This window comes from Legionella hackeliae (genome assembly GCF_000953655.1).
Lineage (GTDB): Bacteria > Pseudomonadota > Gammaproteobacteria > Legionellales > Legionellaceae > Tatlockia > Tatlockia hackeliae.
Genome location: NZ_LN681225.1, coordinates 245,872 through 270,961 on the forward strand (window position 1 = coordinate 245,872; position 25,090 = coordinate 270,961).

The window sequence follows — 25,090 nt, forward strand, 5'->3', positions numbered from 1 at the left end:
TTTTAACTGGAAGTAGAATAATAGAATGAGTTAATTAATTCTATAAGGCAGGCAGGTGACAAATCATGAAACGCTCAACTCAAATGGGTAAGGTAAATTACCCTGATTCGACATCAATAAATAAGAGGGAAAAATCTTGTATTTAAATAAAGTTAACTATATATAATGGCGTTGTTTTAAATTAAAGGAGTAATTATGCCTAGAAATACCAATGCCACATTTGATAGAAACTTCTTTTTTATGCTCCAAGTCCTCATTTTTTTAAATATTCTCATGCTTAAAGTTGAGGCCAGTAAATCCTCCTCACAAAAAAAGGAATATAAAGGCTATTTTAAAAATCCAGGTAAATCTGATTATTTGATAACCTCTGATAGTCGCTGTAAAAAAGATGATTTTATGGAAGAGGTGATAAAAAATACTGATGAGGGGGGGTGTGGAGCGTCCGAACGCGATCGGGATATAAATAATGTATTTGGCTCAAAAACTTGCGGAGGCACTTTTTCTTCTACGTATATTACTAACTATGGTTCTGATGATGCGTTTTTTGATGATTGCCTTTGTGCACTTTTAGATAAGGTATCTGACTCTTGTAATGAAGAAACTTTAGAAACGATTGGTATTATTTTAGGTGTTGTATGTGTAGGTGCCGTTTTGGGATGTACAGGCTTTGCCTGCTACAAAGCTGATATACCTGATAAAGTAGCTGATCGCTACAACGCCTTAAAAAACAGTGTTTCCTCCTTAATTGAACGAGTGAGAGGAGTTGAAATACCTAATATTTCCAATCTTGAAAACGGGCAAGCCCTTCCTGAAACAAACAATTCCTCGAGTTTAGCCAGAAACAGGGAAGCTTTTTTTAATACACTTCAAAAAATCAAGAGCCATCTAATGTGTCAAGCAACTCATCAGGAAACAGAGTTGAACGAAATTTCTCCCCCACAATGAATCATACGGACGGAAAGTGTAGCAACAAGCGTAGCCTGGATGGCAGCTTTAGCTGACATCCAGGAATAGGCCCGGAAGGGATTTATTCATTGTTAATGAATTGGAAACCCGGTTGTCGCTCTGCGCCAACCAGGCTACGCTTGCCGTTGCTGAGGCTTTTAGGAAATCCAAGTAATTCTTGATGTATTAATGGGTCCGTTTCCTTCTGGCTTTTTTTGCTCTTTGGCATCGTTATATTTCCCTTAATCGGAGATTAGAATAATAGAATTAATTCATTAATTCTGTAGGGTTAAATGAGAGAGAACTGCGAGTTTATTAGAATTTCCAGGGTGGTTTCGAGGTGATTTTCTTTAGTGGCAAGATTAAAAGGCGCAATAATTTGCTTTGGATTTTCAATCCAGGAAATGTTCTGCTTTTTGATTGATGATTAGAATGTTGGGATGTTGAAAATCTTTTTTTAAGCCTTTTTTCACAAATAGCTAAGGCACAGAAGTAGCGTGAGAAGGGGGCATTAACTGCCTAAATTTTGAGCGCCTCGTAAAATGGTGGGCATTTACGTATGATTCTTTTAAATCATATATAATTTCCTCTTGGGTCATTACACGCCCAAGTGTAATATTTAATTAAAGCAACGGGAGGTTTTATGTTAAGGACATTGGCAAGAGGGATTCTTTTAGGAGCGGTAGTAACAACGACAAGCGTTGCTGGTTCATTAACCCCCTTTTTTTTAAATGCTCATTTACCAAAAAGTAAAATTCAACATGCTATAATTAATCATCCCAGCATTAAAGATGCTGATTTTTCTGGGAATTGGTCAGGAACTTGTACTGATATTGAGGGAGAATTCCAGTTAGAAATACAGCAGTTAGAAAATTTTATTACAATTAATGGGTACGGTTTTAAATTTGGCGCTATAACAACTTTCTCTTCTTCAGATACTGATTTTTATCATAACTCTCAATTACGCCTGACATGGGATCCTAAAAAAACGGCGTTAATGATTAATGGGACCAGTCTAAATGCGGATAACAATGGAAGCATGATATATACGTCTATATCAGAAACGTCGATGGCATTAAATAATGACCAACTGTTAATGACTATGCAAGCAAAATTCTATAGTAACCTAAATCCTTTGGATGATACAGTTAATAGTAATTGCGTTTTTACAAAAGCACCATAATCTATTGTATCCCTCTTAATATTAGTTAGATGTTTATAAGTTGATGGTGAATGTAGCAAGTGTAGCCTGGACGCTTTAGCTGACATCCGGGAGGTCGTCTGGAAAGGATTTATTCATTGTTAATGAATTGGAAACCCGGTTGTCGCTCTGCGCCACCCAGGCTACACCTCTAAACTTCTTTTATAATGTTTTGAGTCCTTCCTCAATGATAGAAAGTCCAATTTCCAAATCGTTTATATCAGTCGCAAGTGGCATGAGGAGGCGGATTACATTTCCGTATCCTCCGCAGCTAAGAATTACCAGACCATGCTCTAAACAAAATCTTGTTAATCTGTCCGCCGCTTCTTTATTGGGTTCCTTCGTGCTTTTATCTTTCACAAGCTCGATCGCCTGCATAACACCCAGACCACGGAAATCACCTACTATTTCATATTTTTCTTTAAATCTAGAAAGTTTGGAGTGAAGTACTTTTGAAAGATTAGTGACATTTTTCAAAAGTTCTCCCTCTTCAAAAATTTTGAATACTTCAAGAGCTGCTGCACAACTCAGTGGATTCCCTCCAAAGGTTCCGCCCAACCCACCCACCATCGCCGCATCCATCATTTCAGCTTTACCTGTTACCGCAGCGATAACTGTTCCACCACCGAGCCCCTTTGCCGATGTAGTAAGGTCAGGGGCAACCCCCATTGTCTTCATCGCATAGAGGTTTCCAGTCCGTCCAAAACCAGATTGAATTTCATCGGCAATGAAAACAATATTGTTTGCCGTACAAAACTCACGAAGCTTTTGTAAAAATGGGACTGGAAATTGGATGAAGCCGCCTTCCCCTAACACTGGTTCTAAGATTACTGCAGCGGTATTTTCAATGCCCACACGAAAGTTAACAAGTTCAGAAAAATCATTGAAACACTCTTCCACACAATTTTTTCCTTGCCAACGATACTCATAGGGTAGGGAAGCACGATGAACTTCTGAAAGAAATGGACCAAATCCATGTTTGTAAGGTTTATTCTTGGCTGTAAGTGCCATAGCCATGTAGGTGCGGCCATGGTAAGCATGATCAAAACAAATTACGGCTTGCTTTCCCGTATAGGCACGTGCAATTTTAATTGCATTTTCGACAGCCTCAGCTCCTGAATTCAACAAGAGTGATTTTTTTTCAAAATCCCCAGGGGTGTGATAATTTAATTTTTCACACACTTTGATATAGCCTTCATAAGGAAGGATATTAAAACTTGTATGAAGGAATTTTTTAGCCTGGGTTTGGATTGCATTGACTATCGCATCGGGGCAGTGGCCTGTATTTACCACGCCAATTCCAGATGAGAAATCCAGAAATACATTTCCATCGACATCCTTTATAAACGAACCTTTTGCCTGTTCTACAAAGATAGGGGTAGTGTGAAATGGACCGCGCGCAACATGCTTATAGCGCTGTTCCATCAATACTTTTGATTTTGGTCCTGGTATTGATGTTTTAATAGTAATCCTATCCATTAGTACCACCCAATTGGTGCATTATCGAGGTTAATATTGACTTGCTTGATTTCAAGATAACTTTCGATTCCATACAAACCTAATTCACGACCGGAGCCACTTTGTTTGTATCCACCCCAAGGCATTTCATTATGCGTTGGGTGGTAGTGGTTTACCCAAAGAATTCCGGCACGAATTTGAGCGGTCACGCGATGGGCACGAGCAAGGTCCTTAGTCCACACCGCTGCGGCTAAACCATACTCCGTATCGTTTGCAATTTGGATGGCTTCTTCTTCAGTGTCAAAAGGAATCACTGCGAGTACCGGACCAAAAATTTCTTCACGGGCAATACGCATTGCAGGTTTTACTTCATCAAAAATAGTGGGTTCGAAAAAATAGCCTTTTTCATAAGCTTCACCTGTAGGACGTTTTCCGCCACAGATCAATTTTGCACCTTCATCAATCCCTATCTTGATATAATGTTCTATTTTTTCGAGGTGGGTGCGTGAAACCAGCGGCCCCATTTTAACCCCCTCATCTAAACCATGGCCTAGCTTAATATTTGGAATTTTTTCCAACATTCCTGTCACTATTTTTTGGTGAATAGAACGCTCAACGATCAAACGAGAACCAGCCGAACACACCTCGCCTTGATTGGCAAATGCACCAAAAAGGGCGCCATCAATGGCCATCTCCAAATCACAGTCTGCAAATACAATATTTGGATTTTTTCCACCAAGTTCCAATGATATTCGTTTCAAATTTCCCGTAGCGGCTTGCATTATTTTTTTTCCAGTAACTGTTCCACCAGTAAATGCAACTTTATCCACCATCGCATTCGTTGATAATTCTTCACCTACTCCTACACCAGGACCAGTGACAAGATTCACAACACCGGCGGGGAATCCACATTGATCAATTAGTTTGACTAGTTCAAGGGCAGTTAGCGGTGTTAATTCTGAAGGTTTTAATATGACGGTATTTCCTGCGGCAAGTGCAGGAGCAAGTTTCCACGCTGCCATTAGGAGTGGAAAATTCCAGGGGATAATTTGTCCACAAACGCCTATCGGCTCACGGACAACATAACTAAAAGAGTTCGCTGGAACCGACATCGTTTCGCCATGAATTTTAGTAGCGAGGCCTGCGTAAAACTCAAAACAATTGGCTGCATCAACCACATCATATTCTGCTTCTGCCAATGGCTTACCACAGTTTCGGGTTTCAAGCTCCGCTAACATTTTAGCATTGGCGCGAATCAAATCAGCAACTTTAAATAACAGTTTACTTCTGTCAAGTGCTGATGTTTTTCTCCACTCGCCTGCATCAAAAGCCTTTCGCGCAGCCTTAATCGCAACCACGACATCTTCTTTACTACTTTCTGGAACTGTTGCAATTAATTTACCGTTACCGGGATCAATAATATCGCGAGTGGCACCGTTTTGGGCGGAAGTGAATTTGCCATCAATATACATTTCATAACGTTTCATTTATCAAATCCCTTCTGGGTAAATTTAAACTGGTAAATCGTTAGCCTGTTAGGGTATATAAATTTATTTTTAGTATGCTTGTTTTCATCAAATATAGTATAGGAAACTAAAGTAATAAACGCATTGACCACTGATTGGATTATTGCAACTCACAATCTAATCATTTTTGTGAACTATACTAAGGTGAGGAAAAATTAAATTTAACCGATAAAATTTTGGAGAGTTAGTACCCCCCTGTACTTTAAATAATTATCAAAAGATGTTCTTTTTGAAGGGTAATTATGGCTAAATCGGTGATTCAAACAGTTTATAAAAGTAAAGTTCTAATTCTTGGATTCGGCAGTATTGGGCAAGCAATTTTACCTCTTTTGTTCCAATATCTTAAATTAAATCCCAAGCAAATTGTTATTCTATCCAAACATAATTTTGGTGCGGATGTGGCAAAAGAGTATGGCGTTTCATTCAAAGAAATTGCCGTTACAGAACATAACTACCAAGACCTTTTATCCGCTCTTCTTAAACCTGGTGATTTTTTATTAAACTTATCGGTAGGTGTATCCAGTATTGATTTAATAAAATATTGCCAATTAAATAATCTATTATATTTGGATGCAGCCGCCGAGTGTTGGGAAGAAAGGTATAGCGATAATAGTCAACTACTTTCTAATTACGCGTTGCGTGATGCGACATTACAACTTGAAAAAAAAGGACCTACCGCAGTATTAAGGCATGGGGCCAATCCTGGGTTAGTATCCCACTTCCTTAAACAAGCCCTTTTGAATATAGCAAACGATAATAATTTGAATTTTACCCGTCCACAAAAAGCCGTGGAATGGGCGCAATTGGCCCATGATCTTGATATAAAAACCATACATATTTCTGAACGTGATACGCAAATTTCCTCTCAAGCTAAAAAAGAGAATGAGTTTATAAATACATGGTCAGTAGATGCGTTAATTTCTGAAGCGGTTCGCCCTGCTGAACTAGGCTGGGGAAGCCATGAGCGCCATTGGCCCTTTGATGCGAACCATCACAGTTTTGGATCAAATTGTGGAATATATCTTGGTCGGCCAGGGGCAGAGACCCAAGTCCGTACCTGGACGCCTAACTCTGGCCCCATCAATGGTTTTTTAATAACCCATACCGAGTCTATATCTCTTGCAGAATATTTAACGTTACATAAAGACAATAAGGTCTATTACAGACCCACAGTTCATTACGCTTATCATCTTTGCCCTGATGCTATTTTATCTTTAAAAGAGCTCGTGCAAAGAAATTACATCACTCAAAAGGAAAAGCGTATTCTTTTAAAAGAGATAGTTGATGGCTACGATGAACTCGGAGTTTTATTAATGGGAAATAAAAAAGGAGCTTACTGGTATGGCTCTCATCTATCCATACATGAGGCTAGAAAATTAGTGAATCATAATAATGCGACAAGCTTACAAGTTGCCGCCGGGGTTCTAGCAGCTATGGTTTGGGCTATTAACAATCCAGAACGGGGAATTACAGAGCCTGAAGACATGGACCATGAGTTTATTTTGAGTTTAGCCTTACCTTATCTTGGGAAAGTCGGTGGTTATTACACAGATTGGACTCCACTACAGGACAGAGGCAATTCAAATAGTAAACATACTGATCAAAGTGATCCTTGGCAGTTTATTAATATTCGAATTAATGAAGCAGAATAGAAAATCTTTATAATAATTGTAAAAAAATTGTTGTGAAAATCTCTGAAAGACCTGACATGGGAATTGAATTTGTTTCCTTGCAACCGCTATATTTTTTAATTAACCTTTGGTGTTTCTTGATAACCCAATTTATGGTTGGTTGAGTGGTCATAAAAAAATTGTTCTACCGTCATTTACTTTAATCTCCAGTAATAGGTAAGTATTAGTATTTAATGGAGATTAAAGTAAATATTATGTGGTGTTACTGGCCCTCAATACTTTAAAAATCCAAATAACAACCCTCTGTTTTCCATGGCTATTAATTAAAACAAGGTTCTGTTTTGTTGGTTTAATAATAAAAACAACCGTCTGTTTTGTTGACTTAAATATATTATTGCTTATAATTTAGTATATTACTAATGATAAGTATATTAAATGAAACGAACTCTATTAAATTATATGAATAACTGGCTGGTTTCACCTGACCGGAAACCATTAGTCATTCGTGGGGCAAGACAAGTTGGTAAAACATGGCTAGTAAGGCACTTAGCTGAAAAGACAGGAATGCAATTAATTGAACTCAACTTTGAGAAGCAACCTTCCTATGCCAGTCTTTTTGCCTCTAATGATGTAAATCAAATTTTATTAAATTTAAGTACGGTATTAAATCAGAAAATAGATCCCCCAAAGTGCTTATTATTCCTAGATGAAATACAGGCAGCACCTCAACTGCTTAGCAAACTCCGTTGGTTTGCAGAAGATTTACCCCAACTAGCAGTAATCTCCGCTGGCTCTCTATTAGAATTTATTCTAGCGGAGCACTCATTTAGTATGCCGGTTGGGCGAGTTAGCTATATGCATTTGGAACCATTGTCATTTGATGAATTTTTATTAGCAAATGACAAAGAATCACTTTATGACTATTTAAATCAATATGACCTAAGTGTCGAGCTCCCCTCTGCGATTCACGAGCAATTAACTACTTTATTTAAAGAATATCTGATTATCGGCGGTATGCCCGCTGTAGTCTCTAATTGGGCTGCTGAACGCTCTCTAAATAGAGTTAGTCAAATACAAAATGACTTATTGGCCACCTATCGCGATGACTTTTCAAAATATAAAGGCCGTTTAGCGACAGAAAGATTAGACGAAGTAATTAATTCTATTCCAAAAATGCTTGGACAAAAATTTGTATTTAGTAGAGTTAATAAAACGATTCAAGCATCGACAATAAAGCATGTATTAGATCTGTTAGAAAAAGCCCGAATTAGCCACCGAGTACAAAGTAGCTCAGCAAATGGTGTTCCCCTCGCATCTGAAATTAAAGAAAAATTTTTTAAAGAAATTTTCCTTGATATAGGCTTATGTAGTACAGCACTAGGACTGAGTTTAAACCAAATTAATTCAACAAATGAAATTCTTTTGATTAATAATGGCGGCATCGCTGAACAGGTAGTTGGCCAATTGCTAAGAACAATTGAACCACCCTATATTGAACCAGTTTTGTATTATTGGCATAGAGAAGAGGCCGGTTCAAGTGCTGAAATTGATTATGTAATCCAACATGGTAATAAAATTATACCTATTGAAGTAAAAGCTGGTGCCACAGGAAGCCTAAAGTCACTACATGTTTTCATGGGATTAAAAAAATTACCTCTCGCCATGCGAATTAATTCTGATCATCCAAGTAAAACTAATGTAGCTGTAAAAGATAATTTAGGGAAATCCGTAAACTATACTTTTATATCAATTCCCTTTTATCTTGTGGGGCAGATACATAGATTACTTAGTTTGCTTAACTAACATATTTGGTAGTGCCCATGCTTAAATTCCAATCATTCACCTGTTGATATCCAGCAACAGTGGACTTATCAGGGATCCAACGCCCATAGTGTTTGATAATCATCTCCGTATCCCTATGCCCCATCTGTGTAGCCAACCACAATGGGTTCTCCCCGGCAGAAAGCAGCATTGATGCATATGTATGCCGCGTTCATTCATAATCAATCTCTAAAATTGCGAATTAAGGTACATTTGCGAAAAAATTGTTTTCCAAAAAATATCAAAAATAATTGAGCTAAACAATCCGCTTTTTTTGCTACTAAGAAGCTATCTGCCTCGCAAATATCATTTAGCATTTCTGTAGATACTTCCAACACCGAGGCAAGTCTATTAATATCCATTTCACTATATTTTGTTAAAACATCAATTAAAATTTTTTGTTTGTTCCCTGCACTACAGAAACAGGGGAGGCCTTGTCCATTTCAGACCATGAAAAATACCCTTTGGCAAAAGGTGCTCAATATCAATCGCTTCAACCGTATCGTATAAGGCATTTTTATAAAAATGGTCAATCCAGTCAGCATTATTTGTTAGAAGCTCTCTTGAGCAATCATTGAGATAGATTTTGATATAATTAAAATAAGTAATACCAATTGGATTTAATACGGGATTACAAATTTGCTGAATAAGCTTACTGCTGGTTAAAGAGAAATGCTTTTCTAAATTTAGGCCTGACATACTCTAACTTCCTATTTTAACAACTTTCTGAGTCAAATGAACAACATGTTGATAGTTCAGACAGTAATAATGATGGACAGGTATTAATTTTGGGTATTTGCGCCTGTGCTTTAGAAATATAACCATGCTTTTCAGCATTAGCTATAAAAGAAAACAAACCATCAAAATATCCATCAATATTTAAAAATCCAAAAGGCTTCTTAAAAGCCCCTATTTTAATAGCATTCCAAGTATCGAAAGCCTCTTCTAAAGTACCTAGCCCCCCGGGCATCACAATAAATGCATCTGCTTTTTCCTGCATCAGCATTTTTCGTTCTTGCATCGTTTTGGTAATGATAAGCTCATCTAGCGATGTTAATGGTTTTTCTAAGGCAATAAGATTTTCAGGGATTATTCCTGTTACCTTTCCTCCTAAATCTATTACATTAGTTGCCAGTAGCCCCATTAAGCCTAAACCAGAGCCTCCATAAACCAAACGAATATTAGAATGAGCTATTTGATGCGCTAATTGAACAACAACATCTTTAAAGAGTGTCGAGTTACCAAATTTCGCCCCCAGATAAACACATACTGATTTCACATTCACCACCAAAAATTAAAAACATAAAAGATAACTCATAAATAATTTATTTTATATACGTAGAACATACCCCATACATCAAGGAATTTGGCTGCTGAAACGTTTAAATTGAGCTATAAATTTAATAAAGAAATTTTGGAAGGAAGCCATATGAAATTTCTTAAAAAACACCCCATCTCAATATTTTTAGTTATCGGGCTGCTTGTTTTTGTCCTTCTTTGCTGGAAAAAGTTATTCGAATCGACTAGCGCAGAAGAAATTAATTATTTTATTTTCTTGGCTACAGGGGTTCTGGCATTTATTGCATTTATTGAGTTCCAACGTGCGAATAAATTAACAGGCAATGAATTTCTATTATTTTTATATAAGCGATGGGGTTGCAGGAAATCATTATTGCTAGACAAATAATCCACGATTTTTTTGTTCATAACTATAGAGATACAACTAGCCCCATTTCAAAAGATTACCCAGGCGCTTTACATCATACAGCAAAAGACATATTAAACTTAAGTCAAAAAGCAGGGAGAGAAGGTAAGAAATTTATTTACGTGCTTTACTTAATTGATTTTCTAGAAACAATTAGCTTTTTTATTCAAGAGGAGACCTAGATATCAAGGATATATGGGGCACTTGTGGCCACAATTTTATTTTTTTACATGAGGTGTTTAGCTTATATAAAAAACAAAGACAAAACCACGATAGCACATATTTTTTCAACAGTGACAAACTTTATCGAGACTTAAAAAAATATAAACCAGATTCTTTTTGACGCATTTCATATGCTTAACCATTTTTTTGCCTGCCCCCTTCTAGCTAATAGCAATTAATATCATTTTGAAATGCACAAACTAGCAGATAAAATCTCTTTAATTTAGGAGGTAATCTGATGGATTTTGAAGTTTATTGCGACGAAAATCACCCAGAGCTCTTTTCTTCAGCTAAACCCAGAGCTAGATATCTAATGATTGGTAATCAAAGGCTTAATTGGTGGAGGCGGCGGGAATCGAACCCGCGTCCGCAAATCCTCTGCCATCAGCTCTACATGCGTAGCCTTGTCTTTTAAGTTAACCGTGGTCCCTCCGACGGGCAGGATTGAACACGGCGATTCCCTTAATTTAACAGCTTAACTCGGGACGGGTTAAGATGCGAGCTTATCTTCTATGACCGTTGATTCGATACCGATAAGCGAGCTCGGTCAACGGGGCGCTGGTTATATAGCAGCGCACGGTGCGGTTACACTATCAAAGCTTACGCAGCGATAGCTTCACCTGCAAAGTTTTCATCGTTTGCATTTATATTTAGTGAGTCTGATTTACGAGACGTCTCATTCTCGGCATGCACTTCAGGTTTCGCAACCCACGTCGAAGCCAGGTCGCCCCCTTTTACTTACAACTTTATTATAACACAAGTGACATTGATCAATATGGTTATGAATTAAATTTTTTCAAGGGCTAAATTTATACCGGATAACAAGTTTTCTCAGTGCATTGGATTGCTGGCAAAATTTCCAGGACATGAGCTAGCCATTGGTTGTTGTCGGCGCGATTCAGGGTATTTTTACGCCCGTAAAGGATGCTATTTAATTTGCAATTTATAAACGCTGCTAATTGTGTATTGCAAGTCATTTTAAAATAGGATCGATGACTAGAAGTGGTCTTTATGCCATTCATTACCAGTAACTTACCAAAAGGAATGCTACTGTGTAATACCCCATTAATGACTTCTTTGGGTAGTGCCTTAAAATTCATTTTGATTAATGCCAGTTCAACAGCGATCACTTCATGCCTGGCTTCAGCCTTTTTAACATCATTGCGATTTTTATCGTTATCCATCAACATGAGGATGGCGCGGGAATAGGTACCTTTTCTCGCGATTTCTTGTTTATAAATCACTTTAATCTGGCCGCTACGTTGGTAGTGTTGTTCCAGTCCTACAGTCATCAAAGGTTGGGTTAATAGAAAGTCAAAAGGCGCTGGCAATTGCGATTGTTGAATGGTTGTTAACGAAAATTTTGTGTTGCCAATAATGGCAACAAATCCTGATTTCTCTGAGTCAGGAAGATTAGCCGATGATGCTGACACTAGGGAAGCAGACAGGGTAAAGCATAACACTGCGAATTTCAGAAAATAGGACATTGGGGACTCTGAAAAGTCAGGGCATATTTCTATGCCCCATGAAATTAGTGAATACCATTATGTCGTAGTAATGCATCAACTGTCGCAGCACGACCTCGAAATGCATAATACGCATCGGCAGCCTTTTTAGAACCACCTACTTCCAGAATATTATGCAAGAAATGACGGCCTGTTTTTTCATTAAAAATGCCATCTTCCTCAAAGCGGGCAAAGGCATCGCTGGAAAGAACTTCAGCCCATTTGTAACTGTAGTAACCTGCTGAATAACCACCGCCAAAGATGTGAGAAAAGCTATGTTGGAAGCGATTATAAGGTACCAACGGCACCACCGTTGTTTGCTTGCGCACTTCCGCTAAAATTTGTGGCACAAAATCGTTTCTTGACGCATCGAATTCTTCGTGAATACGAAAATCAAAAAGGGAAAACTCCAGTTGTCGCATCATGGCCATGGCTGATTGAAAATTTTTTGCGGCTAATAATTTATTAAATAACTCTTGAGGTAAAGGTTCTTTGGTGTCGACATGTTCAGCAAGGAGTTTTAACGCCTCTTCTTCCCAGCACCAATTTTCAAAAAATTGGCTGGGCAATTCCACCGCATCCCATTCCACCCCGTTAATTCCTGAGGCGCTTAAATAATTCACGCGCGTCAAAATATGATGTAAGCAATGGCCAAACTCATGAAATAAAGTGAGCACTTCATCATGAGACAGGGTGGCTTTTTTGTTGGCTGAAGGCTTCGCAAAATTACAGGTCAACGTGGCAATAGGGAGTTGGAAGTCACCATTATCAAGCTGACGTCGACTCTGACAAGAATCCATCCAGGCGCCACCGCGTTTATGAGGTCTTGCAAAAAGATCAGCATAAACATAGCCACGTACTTGCTGATTTTCATCAGAGATGCGATAGCAGCGAACATCAGGATGCCATATATCGGCATTTTTTACTTCTTCAAAAGTCATCCCATAGAGTTTTTTAACGATTGCAAATAAACCGGCCACAACTTTATCTTGGGGAAAATAGGGGCGTAATTCTTCCTGAGAAATTGCGTAACGTGCCTGTCTTTTTTTCTCGGAAACATAGGCAATATCCCAAGGAGCCAGTTCATTGATCTCGTAATTTTTTTTGGCGAACTCTTGCAGTTTACTGAATTCCTCTTGGGCTTGATGATAAGCCCGTGAGGATAAATCGGTAAGAAAATGACGTACTTGCTTTGTAGACTCCGCCATTTTAGTGGCAAGTGATAATTCCGCATAGTTATTAAATCCAAGTAACTGTGCTTTTTCATGACGCAGGGCTAGCATTTCATTAATGATTTCAGTGTTATCAAATTTTCCAGCAGAAGGTCCTTTATCAGAGGCTCGTGTGACATATGCTTGATACATTTCTTCGCGCAAGTTGCGATCATCAGCATAGGTGACAATTGCAAGGTAGCAAGGAAATTCCAGATTAAATACCCAGCCGTCTACTTTCTTCTCGACTGCCAGCTCATGGGCAGTATGGATGGCATGCTCTGGTAATCCACTTAAACGTTTCTCATCCGAAATATGAATGCTAAATGCTTGTGTTGCATCCAGGACATTATTTTCAAATTGATTCGATAGTGCAGACAAGCGGGTCTGAATGGCTTCAAATCGCTCTTTTTTTTCTTTGGACAAAGCTACACCCGATAATTCAAAATCACGCAATGTATCTTCAATGATTTTTTGCTGAGTGTTATCTAATTCCTTTTGATCAATTGATTTAATCGCATCATAGAGAGCGTGATTATGACCAATTGCTGCATCATAGGCGGATAATTTTGGTAAGCAGGCTTGGTAACATTCGCGCAAGGTGGGTGAATTCATTACGGCATGCAAATGGGATAAAGGTGACCAGAAACGCTCGAGTTTATCGTCCATTGCTTCTAATGGACGCATCAGCGTATCCCAGGTAAATTTTTTAGTATTAGTAAGAATAGAATCAATTTGATCCAGGTTGGTTTGCAATAATTGATCTAATCTTTCGACAAAACTGCCTGTATCAATCGTAGTAAAAGAAGGTAAATTCATTAACTTAAGCTCCTGGGCTACAAATGCTTCTAGCATAGCATCGAATCTGGAAAGGCTCCATTTCAACACGCTAAATTGATTAGGAATATTCGGTGCGAGAGATAGGCTGCGAAGTTGAGTTATGTCCCATTTGCGAAGAAGCGGTTGGTGATTCTTGGTTATTGGGTTTAAACAACCCTTGGTCTGTTAATAAATCGGCATACTCACGCTCAGCTAATTTCATCATAGGATTAACAGGGCGTCGCTTTTCTAATTCCTGCGATTTAATGTAGGTGACTAAAGTAATGGTAATCACTAATAAGGCACTAATAAAAGTAATGACCGGATTGGTGATTAAAGGTAATGCCAGACACATTGCCAAAAACAAAGTTGAGGTACTGGCTACACTGATTATTAACCGTTGCCATTCAAAATCAATACGTTGTTGTAAAGTTTCTTGGTATTCTTTCAGTTCTTTAAGTTCGGCCTCAGACGCGGAGTTAATATTTAGCTCGACACCTTTTCGCTCATAGTAGCGTTCTAATTCTCGTAATCGTCCCAATTCGATAAAGGCACGCAGTCCCGCCCATACGGCATCAAAGAGGAAAAAAGAAATGGTTAGATACATGCCAATAGGAGATAAGGCCCCCGTTAAAACAAAGCAATTTAATAAGCCTCCTGTTAGCCAGATGGTATCATTTCCTAGTTCAAACCAGCGTCGTTGCAATTGTCCTTGTAGCCGGGTTAGAAACGATAATTTTTTTTCTTTGTCATCCATCCAGCCACCTGGAATGAGATGTTTGAACAGGAGCGCTACATTGACTGTCAGTCGAGGAATGTAGAATAACCAGGAAAAATAAGTCAGTGTTGGATTAGCAAATCTGTCGGCAAATATCACAAATTGATAAAAGTATTTCATATCTTTCACAACAGGGATAAGTATTGCTGTAGTAAAAACACGACGTATACGATTAGAGAATAGTCTTGGCCAGTTTAACCATACTGTTCTATCTCTAACAGTTTGGGTGAAGAAACCGGGCGGTACGATTGTAGATTCCTTTTTATCTTCGAACTGAAAGCGACGATTTTTAAGCCAATTGCGATAAATTGTTTGCTCAGCTTCTAAACTGGTTACTTCTCTTGGAACTGCAAGATAGTGTCGGTGAAGATGAGCTAATAATTCGGAGATTACCAGAGCTGCTGTGATTTGTTCAATGAGCTCTTCATCGTTTGTTAACTGAGTTAACGATTCATGCTTGGTACGATTAAGAATGTTATTAGCTAATTTGGTACAAAAAACACTATATTCAAGATTAAGGATGGGATGATGACGAACAAATGCTTCAAAATAGCTTGGAGGCTGCTTTGATAAAAAACTGCTAAAGCCCCATTTAGGCAACTCACTCCCTATTTTCTTTTCGATGTTGAAATTAATCTGAGACTGTAATCTATGCAAAACTGCGATCATACAACCCTGAAGTTAATTTAATAAAGAGGCAATGATCTCAAAAAATAGACAAAAAGTAAAATTTAAATGTTTTTATCCTATATTTTTACTAGAAGTCTCTGTTTTTGTTTATTAATAGCACACTGAATATCGCTAACTTGCTGATTACAGTCTTCTGAGAGACAATAGAGCCCCTGATAAATTGCAAAAGAGTACGCATGAGCCTTACCAACGATTTAGCCAATGCCATTCGCTTTTTAAGTATCGATGCTGTTGAGCAAGCACAATCCGGACACCCGGGGATGCCTTTAGGGATGGCAGAAATTGCCACCGTGTTGTGGACAAAGTTTTTAAAACACAATCCTAAAAATCCGAAGTGGTTTGACCGTGATCGCTTTGTTTTATCAAACGGGCATGGTTCTATGCTTTTGTACTCCTTGCTGCACTTAACCGGTTATAATTTAAGCCTTGATGAGTTAAAGCGTTTTCGTCAACTCAATTCAAAAACACCAGGACACCCTGAGCATGAGACTCCTGGAGTGGAAACTACCACAGGCCCACTGGGACAGGGGCTTGCCAATTCGGTAGGGATGGCCATTGCTGAGAGAGTTCTTGCCACACAATTTAATCGCCCAGGTTTAGAGCTGGTTAATCATTACACATATACCTTTGTGGGTGATGGCTGTTTAATGGAAGGTATTTCCCATGAGGCTTGCTCGTTAGCCGGCACGTTAAAACTTGGAAAATTAATTGCCTTTTATGATGACAATGGCATTTCCATTGATGGCAAGGTTGATTCCTGGTTTACCGACGATACTGCAACCCGCTTTAAAGGATACAATTGGCAGGTTATTGGCCCTATTGATGGTCATAATCCACAAGCCATCGAAAGCGCTATTGAACAGGCACGGCAAGAAACCGAAAAACCCAGTCTGATTATTTGCAAAACAGTGATAGGTTATGGTTCACACGTTGCGGGCAGTGAAAAAAGCCATGGCGCACCATTAGGTGCAGAAGGTATAGCCAAAGTGCGTGAAACCTTTAATTGGCCGTATCCTCCTTTTATTATTCCTAATTCTATTTATGCAAAATGGAATCATGAAGAACAGGGGCAACATGATGAAGCTCGTTGGCTCGCTTGTTGTCATGCTTATCAACAAGAGCATCAACAGGATTATCACGAATTCTTACGTCGTATTAATGGTGATTTACCCGATAATTGGGATAAAAATTCAGAGGCTTTTATTGAACAATGTCGCTTAAATGATAAAGCGCAAGCAACACGTAAAAGTTCTCAGCAATGTATCGAACAATTTGCCAGGTTATTACCTGAAATGCTGGGTGGTTCAGCGGATTTAACAGGTTCGAATAATACCGATTGGTCAGGAAGCAGGGCAATTAGCGCGAATGACTTTTCAGGGAATTATTTGTATTACGGAGTCCGTGAATTTGCCATGGCGGCTATTATGAATGGTTTGGCACTGCATGGGGGTATTATTCCTTACGGGGGTACTTTCCTGGTGTTTGCCGATTATGCCCGCAATGCGATTCGCTTAAGTGCGTTAATGCATCAACGCGTTATTTATGTATTAACTCATGATTCTATTGGCTTGGGTGAAGATGGCCCAACTCATCAACCCATTGAACATGCTGCTATGTTACGCATTACACCGAATATGTCAGTATGGCGTCCGGCAGATTTAATGGAGACCGCCATTGCGTGGCAACAAGCACTTGAACACCATCATGGTCCTTCGGCCTTATTATTGTCGAGACAAAATTTACCAGCCCTGCCTCACTGCGAAGGGCAAGCCCAATTGATTAAACGCGGGGGCTATATTCTTCACGACTGCCAAGGTACTCCAGATGCTATTTTGTTAGCTACAGGTTCTGAGGTGCAACTAGCGATGGCTGCAGCAGAAAAAATGCAGACTTCAGGCAAAAAAATTCGTGTAGTTTCCATGCCTTGTTGTGAGCGCTTTATTGCTCAGGATAGTGCTTATCAGGAGCAGGTCTTACCAAGTACCGTTCGAAGACGCGTAGCAATAGAGGCGGCAGCGACTGATTATTGGTATCGATTTGTTGGTTTAGATGGTAAAGTTATCGGCCTAAACCGCTTCGGCGTGTCAGCACCAGCAAAAGATGCGTTTAATTATCTAGGCATTACTGTTGATCATGTAATCGATAGCTTGAAAACACTATTTTAAAAAACAGATTCGCAAGCAACGAATCAAGGTAATTTCGGAGAGTAGTATGACAATACGAGTCGCAATAAATGGTTATGGTCGTATTGGCCGTTGTATTTTGCGTGCCATTTATGAATACAAGCGCCAAAATGAATTCAATATTGTTGCTATCAATGATTTAGCAGGTATTGAGACTACGGCACATTTAACGCGTTATGATTCCACTCACGGTCGCTTTGCAAATGAAGTCCAGGTCGATGGTAATAATTTAGTAATTGATGGCCATTCTATTCGTGTTATCGCAGAACGAGATCCAAATGTGTTGCCTTGGAAAGATTTAGAAGTTGACCTGGTTTTTGAATGCACTGGACATTTTACACAACGTGATGCTGCGATGAAGCATATTCATGCGGGGGCTAAGAAAGTCCTTATTTCTGCTCCAGGAAAAAATGCAGATGCTACGATAGTCTATGGTGTGAACCATCAAACATTACAAGCAACGGATATTATCGTCTCTAATGCATCATGTACGACAAATTGCCTGGCACCCGTCGTTAAACCTCTTCATGATGCTTTAGGTATTGAACATGGTCTAGTTAACACTGTGCACGCGTATACTAAAGATCAAATGCTATTAGATGGTAGCCACAGTGATTTGCGCCGCGCGCGCTCAGCGACTCAATCTATTATCCCTACGAAGACAGGTGCTGCGGTTGCTGTGGGTTTAGTGCTCCCTGAATTAGCAGGTAAACTGGATGGATTCGCGATGCGAGTACCTACCTTAAATGTATCCGTGGTAGATTTAACGTTTATTTCCAAGCGTGAAACGACTGTTGATGAAGTAAACGACATTATGCGTCGTGCAAAAAATAATATTTTACATATTAATGATGAGCCTTTGGTTTCTTGTGATTTTAATCATTATCCCGCTTCAGCTGTATTTGATACGACTCAGACTAAAGTTCTTGGTAATTTGGTGAAAGTAGTTGCCTGGTACGATAATGAGTGGGGATTCTCTAATCGTATGCTGGATACCGCCCATTACATGATGAATCGATAAGGGATGAGAGAATGAATCTACTTAGAATGAGCGAAATCAGCTTAAGTGGTAAGCGCTTACTAATTCGTGAAGATTTAAATGTTCCGGTTAAAGATGGAATTATTACCAGTGATCAACGCTTGCGAGCAGCTTTACCTACTCTTCAAGCAGCATTAGATGAAAATGCAGCCGTTATGGTGTTGTCTCATTTGGGTCGGCCAGAGGAAGGTAAAATCGAAAAGCGTTTTTCGCTACAGCCTGTTGCTGATTACATGGCTGCTAATTTAGATTACCCCGTGCGTTTTGTTACGGATTACCTCGATGGTATAGAAGTGTATCCGGGCGAACTGGTGATTTGCGAAAATGTGCGCTTTAATGTGGGGGAGAAGGCAAATGACGATGCGTTGGCAAAAAAGCTTGCTCGTCTTTGTGATATTTTTGTTATGGATGCTTTTGGTACAGCACACCGTGCGCAAGCATCAACCCATGGTGTGGCAAAATATGCGCCTGTTGCTGTAGCAGGCCCTCTTTTGGTCAGCGAACTGGAGGTCTTAGAGCATGTTCTAAAAGAGCCTGAGAAACCAATCGTTGCCATTGTTGGCGGGGCTAAAGTTTCAAGTAAATTAACCTTGTTGAAGCAACTGGTAACCGTGGTTGATTATTTGATTCCTGGTGGCGGCATTGCCAATACATTTTTAAAGGCTCAAGGTTATGAAATCGGGGTGTCTCTTTACGAAGAAAATTTACTTGAAGAAGCGCGTGATATCCTGGCATTAGCAGCTGAGAAAGGGTGCGAAATTCCCTTGCCAACAGATGTTGTCGTTGGTAAATCGTTTAGTGACAGCTGTCCTGCTTTCAATAAGTCCTTAAGTAATGTTGCTAGCGATGACATGATTATGGATATAGGTCCTGATACGGTTAGCCGTTATGTAGATATCATTGAAGGAGCAAAAACGATTATTTGGAATGGTCCAGTAGGCGTTTTTGAATTTCCTCAATTTGCTTATGGCACACGTGCTTTAGCCATTGCGATTGCTGATAGCAATGCGTTCTCAATTGCTGGGGGCGGCGATACTTTAGCAGCCATTGATCAATATGATCTAACTCAGCAAATTTCCTATATATCTACCGGCGGGGGCGCTTTCCTGGAGTTTCTTGAAGGTAAAAAATTGCCTGCTGTTGCTATTTTGGAAGAGCGTGCAAATGCTTCGACGCACTAAAATTGTTGCAACTCTAGGTCCCGCATGCAGTGACCCTTCGACACTGCATGCGATACTAGCCGCTGGGGTAAATGTTCTGCGAATTAACTTTTCTCATGCTGAAAGTGGCATTTTTCAAATTGTGGAAAAAGCCAGGGCAATAGCGGATGAGTTGAATCATCCTTTGGCTATTATGGCAGATTTACAAGGACCTAAGCTGCGCATTGGTCGATTTAAAGACAATCAAATTACCCTTCATGATAAGCAGATCTTCACTTTAAATTGCTCCACGCAGGAGTTGGGTGATGAACATACTGTTTCTGTTGCCTATAAAAATTTGTGTTATGAATTAAATGTCGGTGATCACTTATTGTTGGACGATGGGTTGATTGAACTCAAAGTTACAGCCATTACTCCTCCTTTAATTCAATGTGTTGTTCTTGAAGGAGGGGTGTTACGCAACAATAAAGGATTGAATCGCAAGGGTGGCGGACTCGCAGCAAGGGCCTTAACGGAAAAAGATAAAAAAGACCTGCAGACAGCAGTTGCTCTGGATGTGGACTATTTAACGCTTTCTTTTGTGCGAGATGCTCAGGACATTAAAGAGGCACGTGAATTATTGGCTGGATTAAATGCAAGAGCTATCCCTATTATCGCTAAAATCGAGCGTACTGAAGCATTACATCATTTGGTAGAGATAATTAATGCCTCAGATGCAGTCATGGTTGCTCGTGGAGATTTAGGAGTAGAGATTGGTCCTGCTGAAGTCCCTGCCATACAAAAAAAGATTATTGAGCAAAGTAGACGTTTGGATAAGGTGGTTATTACTGCGACACAAATGATGGAGTCCATGATTCATCATTCTCAACCGACTCGAGCTGAGGTTTCAGATGTTGCCAATGCTATTTTAGATGGAACCGATGCGGTAATGCTGTCTGCAGAAACAGCCACAGGTAAATTCCCAGTCAAAGTCATTCAAATGGTGGATAGCATTTGTAAAAGCTCGGAAAAACATGCTGGCTTTTTTTACAATGCAGAAAATGAAAGCTGTTATTATCAACGTGCTGATCAAGCAATTGCTATGGCAACGATGCATGCGGCTAATCATTTTCCAATTAAAGCAATCGTAGCCTTAACAGAATCAGGTGCGTCAGCAATTTGGATGTCTCGACAGCACAGTACGGTGCCAATTTATGCGGTCACCGCAAATGTTGGTACCGTAGGAAAGCTAAGTCTAGTAAATAACGTTTTTCCTATACATATCGATTATCATAGTTTGGCGGATCAAGAGGTTAATAAGGGGGTACTTAATCATCTGATGCATCAAGGCTATCTTAAAAAGAATACATTTATCCTATTGACGCGAGGCCACAAAATTGGTGAGCCTGGTGGGACAAATTGTATGCAAATTATAAAAGTTTAAATAAAAATTAATCCGTAGTTTCCTGTGCCTTACGCGATAAGCCTAATTTCTCTTTTAATCGGGCAACCGCATCAGGATCAAATTGCCTGGAGGGTTTGTGCTTCACTACAACAGCAGCGCGTGCTGGAGTAATTGGATTTTGGGCGCTAAACGCTGGCGCTCGCTCAGGAAAATAAGGAGTCACCGATTCTTGAGATTGAGCAGGTGATTTAGAGCTTGAATAAGTAGAGGACGTTGATTTGGCAGGAAGTTGCTTTCGAGCATTTCGCACACTTTTTTCCACCCTTTTTTTAATTTTTGTAGCTGCTTTTTCGGCTTCATCTTCAGTCACAACGCTGACGGGATTTCCAGCCAAATCAACACGCATTTCGCGAGCTTTAAGACAGGTCAAATAATCAATGCGGCGCGTGAAAATTACGACAGCTTCTCGCAATTTGCTCTTAGAAATACCATGTTTAGCTGCTTCATCGGCTACAGCTAGGATATCATCCATAATACCTATCTTTAGTGGGCGAATCCTTAAGCTATTATCAAAGGCATGAGGGAATGTCGCAGCAAGCCACAATAATGCTTCATTACGGGCTTTTTTGGATTTATTTTTTTGTGCCTTATTGAGCACTGCTGTGCGTGGATGAAGTTCTTGCCTTCTCATGCTGTTACCTTTTTTTGAAAAATATCAAGTGTGCGTTAAGACGACACTGTTTTGAAGTATATGTAGGAGCGTTGTACGAGTTGCATATTGCCATATATAAGGAAAACAGGTTCTTCTTGAAAATGCGCATACAATGTACAGCGTTTAATACCTATTTGCAAGTATAACTTTTTTGTTTGAAAAAACTTTAAATAGATGCTGTCTTCTAAATTAAAAAAAGAAAGATATACTGTAAATTAATATTGTATACTTTAACTATTCTCATGTAGGTAACTGGCAATGATTAGTCGAATTTTCTGGACATTTCTTGCTGTTTTTTTCCCTTGGCTTGTCTTGTTGCTCGATGATAATCCAGGGGGTGCTGTAGTTGCTTTGGTTATGCAAGCTACCATTATTGGCTGGATACCAGCTATCTTTTGGGCAGTCAGAGTTCTCCAGGAAAACGCCGCTACCGCTAAAGAAGAGAAAGAGAAGAAAAAATCAGAAGAAGAATAAGCAATTTTTAGTTTGTGGAGTTAGCATGGCTATTCGTGTAATTGTTAATGGTGCTCAAGGCAAAATGGGAAAGCTCGCATGTGAGACGATTAAAAATCACCCCGATTTTGAACTGGTTGGCGGGTTAACGCGTCAGGATAATCTTCGACAATCTATCATGAATTTGCAGGCCGATATTGTGGTCGATTTAACACGTGCTGATTGTGTTTATGAAAATAGTCTTGCCATTATTGAAAGCGGTGCACACCCTGTTATTGGTACCAGTGGTTTAGACACGGATCAAATAGAGACGTTAAAAACGTATTGCCAGAGAGAGAAATTAGGCGGCATCATTGCTCCTAATTTCTCCATATCTGCAGTGCTTATGATGCGCTTTGCGGCTGAAGCGGCACGATTATTACCCGAAGTAGAAATTGTAGAAATGCATCATCAACAAAAATTTGATGCCCCTTCCGGAACGGCAGTAAAAACCGCTGAAATGATAGCCAAGGCACGTACCACAAATCCTCAAGGGATCAAAGGACATGAATTAATCATGGGAGCTAGAGGCGGTTCGCACCAGGGAGTAACGATTCATTCTTTACGTCTTCCTGGTGTCGTTGCCCGTCAACAAGTGATTTTTGGTACCACAGGTGAAACATTAACGATTACTCATGACAGTATCGATAGAATTTCGTTCATGCCGGGTGTTGTCCTGGCTTGCCAAAAAGTCAAAAATCTGGACTCTTTATATTACGGGCTAGAACATCTTTTATAATAGCTTTTGCTAGTACGACTTATAAAATATAACCATGACTTCAAAATTTTATTTTGAAGTCATGGTTATATTTAAATCTGGTCTAGAATTATGGCCGCTTTCTTTTTTATTAAAAAGTTTAAATCGCGAAGTGCTTTTCTTCGATCTAGCTGCTGCTGGGTTAGATGTGTCTGTATTGGCGGGAGTAAGCCAATCGGCCATAATTTCGTGCAAACCATTAATTTGAGCTTGTAAACCATCGATTTGCTCATAACATCGTGTCACTTCAGCTCTTAAGAAAACAACCTCAGATTCTAAGCTCGAAATTTGTGCACCATGTTTCTCTGATTTTTGTTGTAAACCAGAGTTTTGTCGCTGGACACCTTTTACGACTACTGAGGCATGTTTCGAATAGAACTCCGTTTCACTGACTCGTTTTCGCAGTGTTTGTGTTTGTTGTTGTACATGAGTGCCAATTGATTTTTCATTAGGGAAAGATTTGTTTAATTTTAAACCGCTTGAGGACGGTGTAGTTACCTCCTTAGTACTATCATAAATGATTTCTTTTTCACTGAGTGTGGCTAGTGAGTTAAGAAAAATCTCAATTTTATCATCGAGTGAATCTGATTTAAGTTCTTCCAGTTTACTATTAATTTTACCACTGGTAGACAAGGTATAAACCTGATTGCTGTACATGGTTGCTGCATGTTTAATCGTTTTGGTAGCCCAGGATTGTATGTCATCTTGATAACGTACGGTTAACGAGCGCGCAAATAATTCAGCCATTTTTTTAGCATGATCTGGATTTTGCAAAATTGCTAAAATATTTTGTATGCGCTTATCTGCCAGATAATCAAGCACACCATCACCAATTTCTTTTAAGGTAAATGCCGTGACTGTATCTAACAAAGGTCCGACAAATGGAACACTACCAAGCAATCCACCAATTACATCGGCAGAGAGGTCGAGCACTTTTTTCCCTGTACCGGCTTTTTTCTCAACCAATTGACTAAAAACAGAAATAATCCCGATTATTTTTGCCCATAGCGCAATATAGCTGGTGTTATAAAATAAATTACACTTGTCATTATCTCGGATTTGTTTAAGTGCGATTAATTTTTTAGTTTTATTATCAAGGTATTGCAGAGTGACTTCATCGATAATGGGAATGTGGTTAGCTTCTGCAAGAAATGCTTCTTGTTCTTGATAAATAATTGCACTTAATTTAATTTCAAGGTCGCTAACCAATTGAGTAAACGCTTCACCGTGAATGAACTGATCAAATAACTCCAGAATATTTGTGCGAAGTAGTTGCGATTTTTCGTCGATTTGTTTTTCTATGTCTGCAGAAACTTCATCTTTATGGGCCTGCAGATTTGCTTCAAACTCCTGCATCTTAAGACGAAGTTCACCAATCTCTGGTGACTGACTTAAAGTTCGTGTACACGATTCTAATTCTGTCTCAATCGTGTTAAGTATTCGCTCTTCTTGTTCGGTAGTCGCTCTGAGTAATTGGATTAATCCATTTTTTTCACCTATAGAAAGTACATAATTTTTACAGAGAGTCGCATAGTTTTCACCAAGTTGCTGTTTAGTTTCTTTGACTAACGCAAGTTGAGTTTCTACTAACAGATTATGCTCTTTTAGTGTGGCATGATCCCATTGTAATTGTTGATGAACGCGCTTAGATAAAGCGAGCTCTTTTTTTAGAAGCTCATTTTCTTCGCGAAGATAACTATTTTCTTGAATATGAATGGAAGCTAATGAACTTGGTTCAACGTCCTGATACTGAGGCGGAGCATCGTCAATGACGATGTCATCTTCGTGAGACTGGGGGGGTACCTCTTCAATGATGAAGCCTTCTTTGTGATTAAACGGCATAAAGCACTT

The 25,090-nt window shown here is 39.3% G+C and carries 20 protein-coding genes, 1 other RNA gene and 1 pseudogene; 11 read left to right on the top strand and 11 right to left on the bottom strand.

Going from position 1 to position 25,090, the window contains the following annotated elements:
• The first annotated feature begins 195 nt into the window (after positions 1-195).
• Positions 196-945, top strand: coding sequence for a hypothetical protein (locus LHA_RS01130; RefSeq protein ID WP_045104910.1), 750 nt, complete (start codon positions 196-198; stop codon positions 943-945).
• Positions 946-1,588: 643 nt separating this feature from the next.
• Entirely contained in the window at positions 1,589-2,128 is a 540-nt protein-coding gene (locus LHA_RS01135) for a hypothetical protein (RefSeq protein ID WP_045104911.1), read from the top strand.
• Positions 2,129-2,308: 180 nt separating this feature from the next.
• On the opposite strand, the gene LHA_RS01140 is transcribed toward LHA_RS01135, so the two are convergent.
• Positions 2,309-3,625, bottom strand: a complete 1,317-nt coding sequence (locus LHA_RS01140) for an aspartate aminotransferase family protein (RefSeq protein WP_045104912.1) — start codon at positions 3,623-3,625, stop codon at positions 2,309-2,311.
• Entirely contained in the window at positions 3,625-5,091 is a 1,467-nt protein-coding gene (locus tag LHA_RS01145) for an aldehyde dehydrogenase family protein (protein ID WP_045104913.1), read from the bottom strand. The genes LHA_RS01140 and LHA_RS01145 overlap by 1 nt, the downstream gene beginning before the upstream one ends.
• 281 nt (positions 5,092-5,372) lie before the next feature.
• Between LHA_RS01145 and LHA_RS01150 the strand changes: the two genes are divergently transcribed.
• The gene (locus LHA_RS01150; protein ID WP_045104914.1) at positions 5,373-6,782 is read left to right on the top strand and encodes a saccharopine dehydrogenase C-terminal domain-containing protein; all 1,410 of its coding nucleotides are present in this window, start codon (positions 5,373-5,375) and stop codon (positions 6,780-6,782) included.
• Between the two features lie 414 nt (positions 6,783-7,196).
• Positions 7,197-8,564 (top strand): ATP-binding protein, encoded by a 1,368-nt coding sequence (locus LHA_RS01155; protein WP_045104915.1) that lies wholly within the window; start codon positions 7,197-7,199, stop codon positions 8,562-8,564.
• On the opposite strand, the pseudogene LHA_RS16415 reads toward LHA_RS01155, so the two are convergent.
• The 3 genes and pseudogenes from LHA_RS16415 to LHA_RS01170 form a co-directional block, all read right to left on the bottom strand.
• Positions 8,557-8,754, bottom strand: a pseudogene (locus LHA_RS16415) (site-specific integrase); the annotation flags it as partial. The gene LHA_RS01155 and the pseudogene LHA_RS16415 overlap by 8 nt on opposite strands.
• A 242-nt stretch (positions 8,755-8,996) precedes the next feature.
• Positions 8,997-9,281: a hypothetical protein gene (locus LHA_RS01165; RefSeq protein WP_045104917.1), complete on the bottom strand. Its 285-nt coding sequence runs from the start codon at positions 9,279-9,281 to the stop codon at positions 8,997-8,999.
• Positions 9,282-9,297: 16 nt separating this feature from the next.
• Positions 9,298-9,861 carry an LOG family protein gene (locus tag LHA_RS01170; RefSeq protein ID WP_045104918.1) on the bottom strand — a complete coding sequence of 188 codons (564 nt, stop codon included), beginning with the start codon at positions 9,859-9,861 and terminating at the stop codon, positions 9,298-9,300.
• A gap of 150 nt (positions 9,862-10,011) precedes the next feature.
• On the opposite strand from LHA_RS01170, the gene LHA_RS01175 reads away from it, so the two are divergent.
• Positions 10,012-10,269, top strand: coding sequence for a hypothetical protein (locus LHA_RS01175; RefSeq protein WP_147292377.1), 258 nt, complete (start codon positions 10,012-10,014; stop codon positions 10,267-10,269).
• A gap of 577 nt (positions 10,270-10,846) precedes the next feature.
• On the opposite strand, the gene ssrA is transcribed toward LHA_RS01175, so the two are convergent.
• The 4 genes from ssrA to LHA_RS01195 all read right to left on the bottom strand — a co-directional run bounded on the left by ssrA (position 10,847) and on the right by LHA_RS01195 (position 15,491).
• Positions 10,847-11,241: a transfer-messenger RNA gene (gene ssrA / locus LHA_RS16310) on the bottom strand.
• 77 nt (positions 11,242-11,318) lie between these two features.
• Positions 11,319-11,996, bottom strand: coding sequence for a hypothetical protein (locus LHA_RS01185; RefSeq protein ID WP_045104921.1), 678 nt, complete (start codon positions 11,994-11,996; stop codon positions 11,319-11,321).
• Positions 11,997-12,040: 44 nt separating this feature from the next.
• Positions 12,041-14,044 carry a M3 family metallopeptidase gene (locus LHA_RS01190; RefSeq protein ID WP_045107323.1) on the bottom strand — a complete coding sequence of 668 codons (2,004 nt, stop codon included), beginning with the start codon at positions 14,042-14,044 and terminating at the stop codon, positions 12,041-12,043.
• Positions 14,045-14,123: 79 nt separating this feature from the next.
• Positions 14,124-15,491, bottom strand: coding sequence for a hypothetical protein (locus LHA_RS01195; RefSeq protein WP_052673548.1), 1,368 nt, complete (start codon positions 15,489-15,491; stop codon positions 14,124-14,126).
• 197 nt (positions 15,492-15,688) lie between these two features.
• Here LHA_RS01195 and tkt point away from each other — a divergent pair, with 197 nt between their 5' ends.
• Genes tkt through pyk form a run of 4 tightly spaced genes read left to right on the top strand, consistent with a single transcriptional unit; the run spans position 15,689 to position 21,317 of the window.
• A complete protein-coding gene (gene tkt / locus LHA_RS01200; protein ID WP_045104922.1) occupies positions 15,689-17,677 on the top strand; it encodes a transketolase in 1,989 nt (662 codons plus the stop codon).
• Positions 17,678-17,723: 46 nt separating this feature from the next.
• Positions 17,724-18,716, top strand: a complete 993-nt coding sequence (gene gap / locus LHA_RS01205) for a type I glyceraldehyde-3-phosphate dehydrogenase (RefSeq protein ID WP_045104923.1) — start codon at positions 17,724-17,726, stop codon at positions 18,714-18,716.
• Between the two features lie 11 nt (positions 18,717-18,727).
• Positions 18,728-19,915 carry a phosphoglycerate kinase gene (locus LHA_RS01210; protein WP_045104924.1) on the top strand — a complete coding sequence of 396 codons (1,188 nt, stop codon included), beginning with the start codon at positions 18,728-18,730 and terminating at the stop codon, positions 19,913-19,915.
• Entirely contained in the window at positions 19,899-21,317 is a 1,419-nt protein-coding gene (pyk, locus tag LHA_RS01215; protein WP_045104925.1) for a pyruvate kinase, read from the top strand. The genes LHA_RS01210 and pyk overlap by 17 nt, the downstream gene beginning before the upstream one ends.
• A gap of 7 nt (positions 21,318-21,324) precedes the next feature.
• Here the strand turns inward: pyk and LHA_RS01220 are convergent, their stop codons facing one another.
• The gene (locus tag LHA_RS01220) at positions 21,325-21,969 is read right to left on the bottom strand and encodes a ProQ/FinO family protein (protein ID WP_045104926.1); all 645 of its coding nucleotides are present in this window, start codon (positions 21,967-21,969) and stop codon (positions 21,325-21,327) included.
• 279 nt (positions 21,970-22,248) lie between these two features.
• On the opposite strand from LHA_RS01220, the gene LHA_RS01225 reads away from it, so the two are divergent.
• Together LHA_RS01225 and dapB are read left to right on the top strand one after the other, a co-directional pair.
• Entirely contained in the window at positions 22,249-22,464 is a 216-nt protein-coding gene (locus tag LHA_RS01225) for a hypothetical protein (RefSeq protein ID WP_045104927.1), read from the top strand.
• A gap of 25 nt (positions 22,465-22,489) precedes the next feature.
• Entirely contained in the window at positions 22,490-23,221 is a 732-nt protein-coding gene (dapB, locus tag LHA_RS01230) for a 4-hydroxy-tetrahydrodipicolinate reductase (protein ID WP_045104928.1), read from the top strand.
• 48 nt (positions 23,222-23,269) lie between these two features.
• On the opposite strand, the gene LHA_RS01235 is transcribed toward dapB, so the two are convergent.
• Positions 23,270-25,081, bottom strand: coding sequence for a hypothetical protein (locus tag LHA_RS01235; RefSeq protein WP_045104929.1), 1,812 nt, complete (start codon positions 25,079-25,081; stop codon positions 23,270-23,272).
• Positions 25,082-25,090: the final 9 nt, after the last annotated feature.

Excerpts from the sequence above, each read along its gene's own strand:
- LHA_RS01225 (WP_045104927.1), top strand. The coding sequence starts at position 22,249 with ATGATTAGTCGAATTTTCTGGACATTTCTTGCTGTTTTTTTCCCTTGG.
- LHA_RS01210 (WP_045104924.1), top strand. The coding sequence starts at position 18,728 with ATGAATCTACTTAGAATGAGCGAAATCAGCTTAAGTGGTAAGCGCTTA.
- dapB (WP_045104928.1), top strand. The coding sequence starts at position 22,490 with ATGGCTATTCGTGTAATTGTTAATGGTGCTCAAGGCAAAATGGGAAAG.
- LHA_RS01235 (WP_045104929.1), bottom strand. The coding sequence starts at position 25,081 with ATGCCGTTTAATCACAAAGAAGGCTTCATCATTGAAGAGGTACCCCCC.
- LHA_RS01145 (WP_045104913.1), bottom strand. The coding sequence starts at position 5,091 with ATGAAACGTTATGAAATGTATATTGATGGCAAATTCACTTCCGCCCAA.
- gap (WP_045104923.1), top strand. The coding sequence starts at position 17,724 with ATGACAATACGAGTCGCAATAAATGGTTATGGTCGTATTGGCCGTTGT.
- LHA_RS01175 (WP_147292377.1), top strand. The coding sequence starts at position 10,012 with ATGAAATTTCTTAAAAAACACCCCATCTCAATATTTTTAGTTATCGGG.
- LHA_RS01150 (WP_045104914.1), top strand. The coding sequence starts at position 5,373 with ATGGCTAAATCGGTGATTCAAACAGTTTATAAAAGTAAAGTTCTAATT.
- LHA_RS01185 (WP_045104921.1), bottom strand. The coding sequence starts at position 11,996 with ATGTCCTATTTTCTGAAATTCGCAGTGTTATGCTTTACCCTGTCTGCT.
- LHA_RS01130 (WP_045104910.1), top strand. The coding sequence starts at position 196 with ATGCCTAGAAATACCAATGCCACATTTGATAGAAACTTCTTTTTTATG.
- LHA_RS01165 (WP_045104917.1), bottom strand. The coding sequence starts at position 9,281 with ATGTCAGGCCTAAATTTAGAAAAGCATTTCTCTTTAACCAGCAGTAAG.
- LHA_RS01155 (WP_045104915.1), top strand. The coding sequence starts at position 7,197 with ATGAAACGAACTCTATTAAATTATATGAATAACTGGCTGGTTTCACCT.
- LHA_RS01220 (WP_045104926.1), bottom strand. The coding sequence starts at position 21,969 with ATGAGAAGGCAAGAACTTCATCCACGCACAGCAGTGCTCAATAAGGCA.
- LHA_RS01195 (WP_052673548.1), bottom strand. The coding sequence starts at position 15,491 with ATGATCGCAGTTTTGCATAGATTACAGTCTCAGATTAATTTCAACATC.
- pyk (WP_045104925.1), top strand. The coding sequence starts at position 19,899 with ATGCTTCGACGCACTAAAATTGTTGCAACTCTAGGTCCCGCATGCAGT.
- tkt (WP_045104922.1), top strand. The coding sequence starts at position 15,689 with ATGAGCCTTACCAACGATTTAGCCAATGCCATTCGCTTTTTAAGTATC.
- LHA_RS01190 (WP_045107323.1), bottom strand. The coding sequence starts at position 14,044 with ATGAATTTACCTTCTTTTACTACGATTGATACAGGCAGTTTTGTCGAA.
- LHA_RS01140 (WP_045104912.1), bottom strand. The coding sequence starts at position 3,625 with ATGGATAGGATTACTATTAAAACATCAATACCAGGACCAAAATCAAAA.
- LHA_RS01135 (WP_045104911.1), top strand. The coding sequence starts at position 1,589 with ATGTTAAGGACATTGGCAAGAGGGATTCTTTTAGGAGCGGTAGTAACA.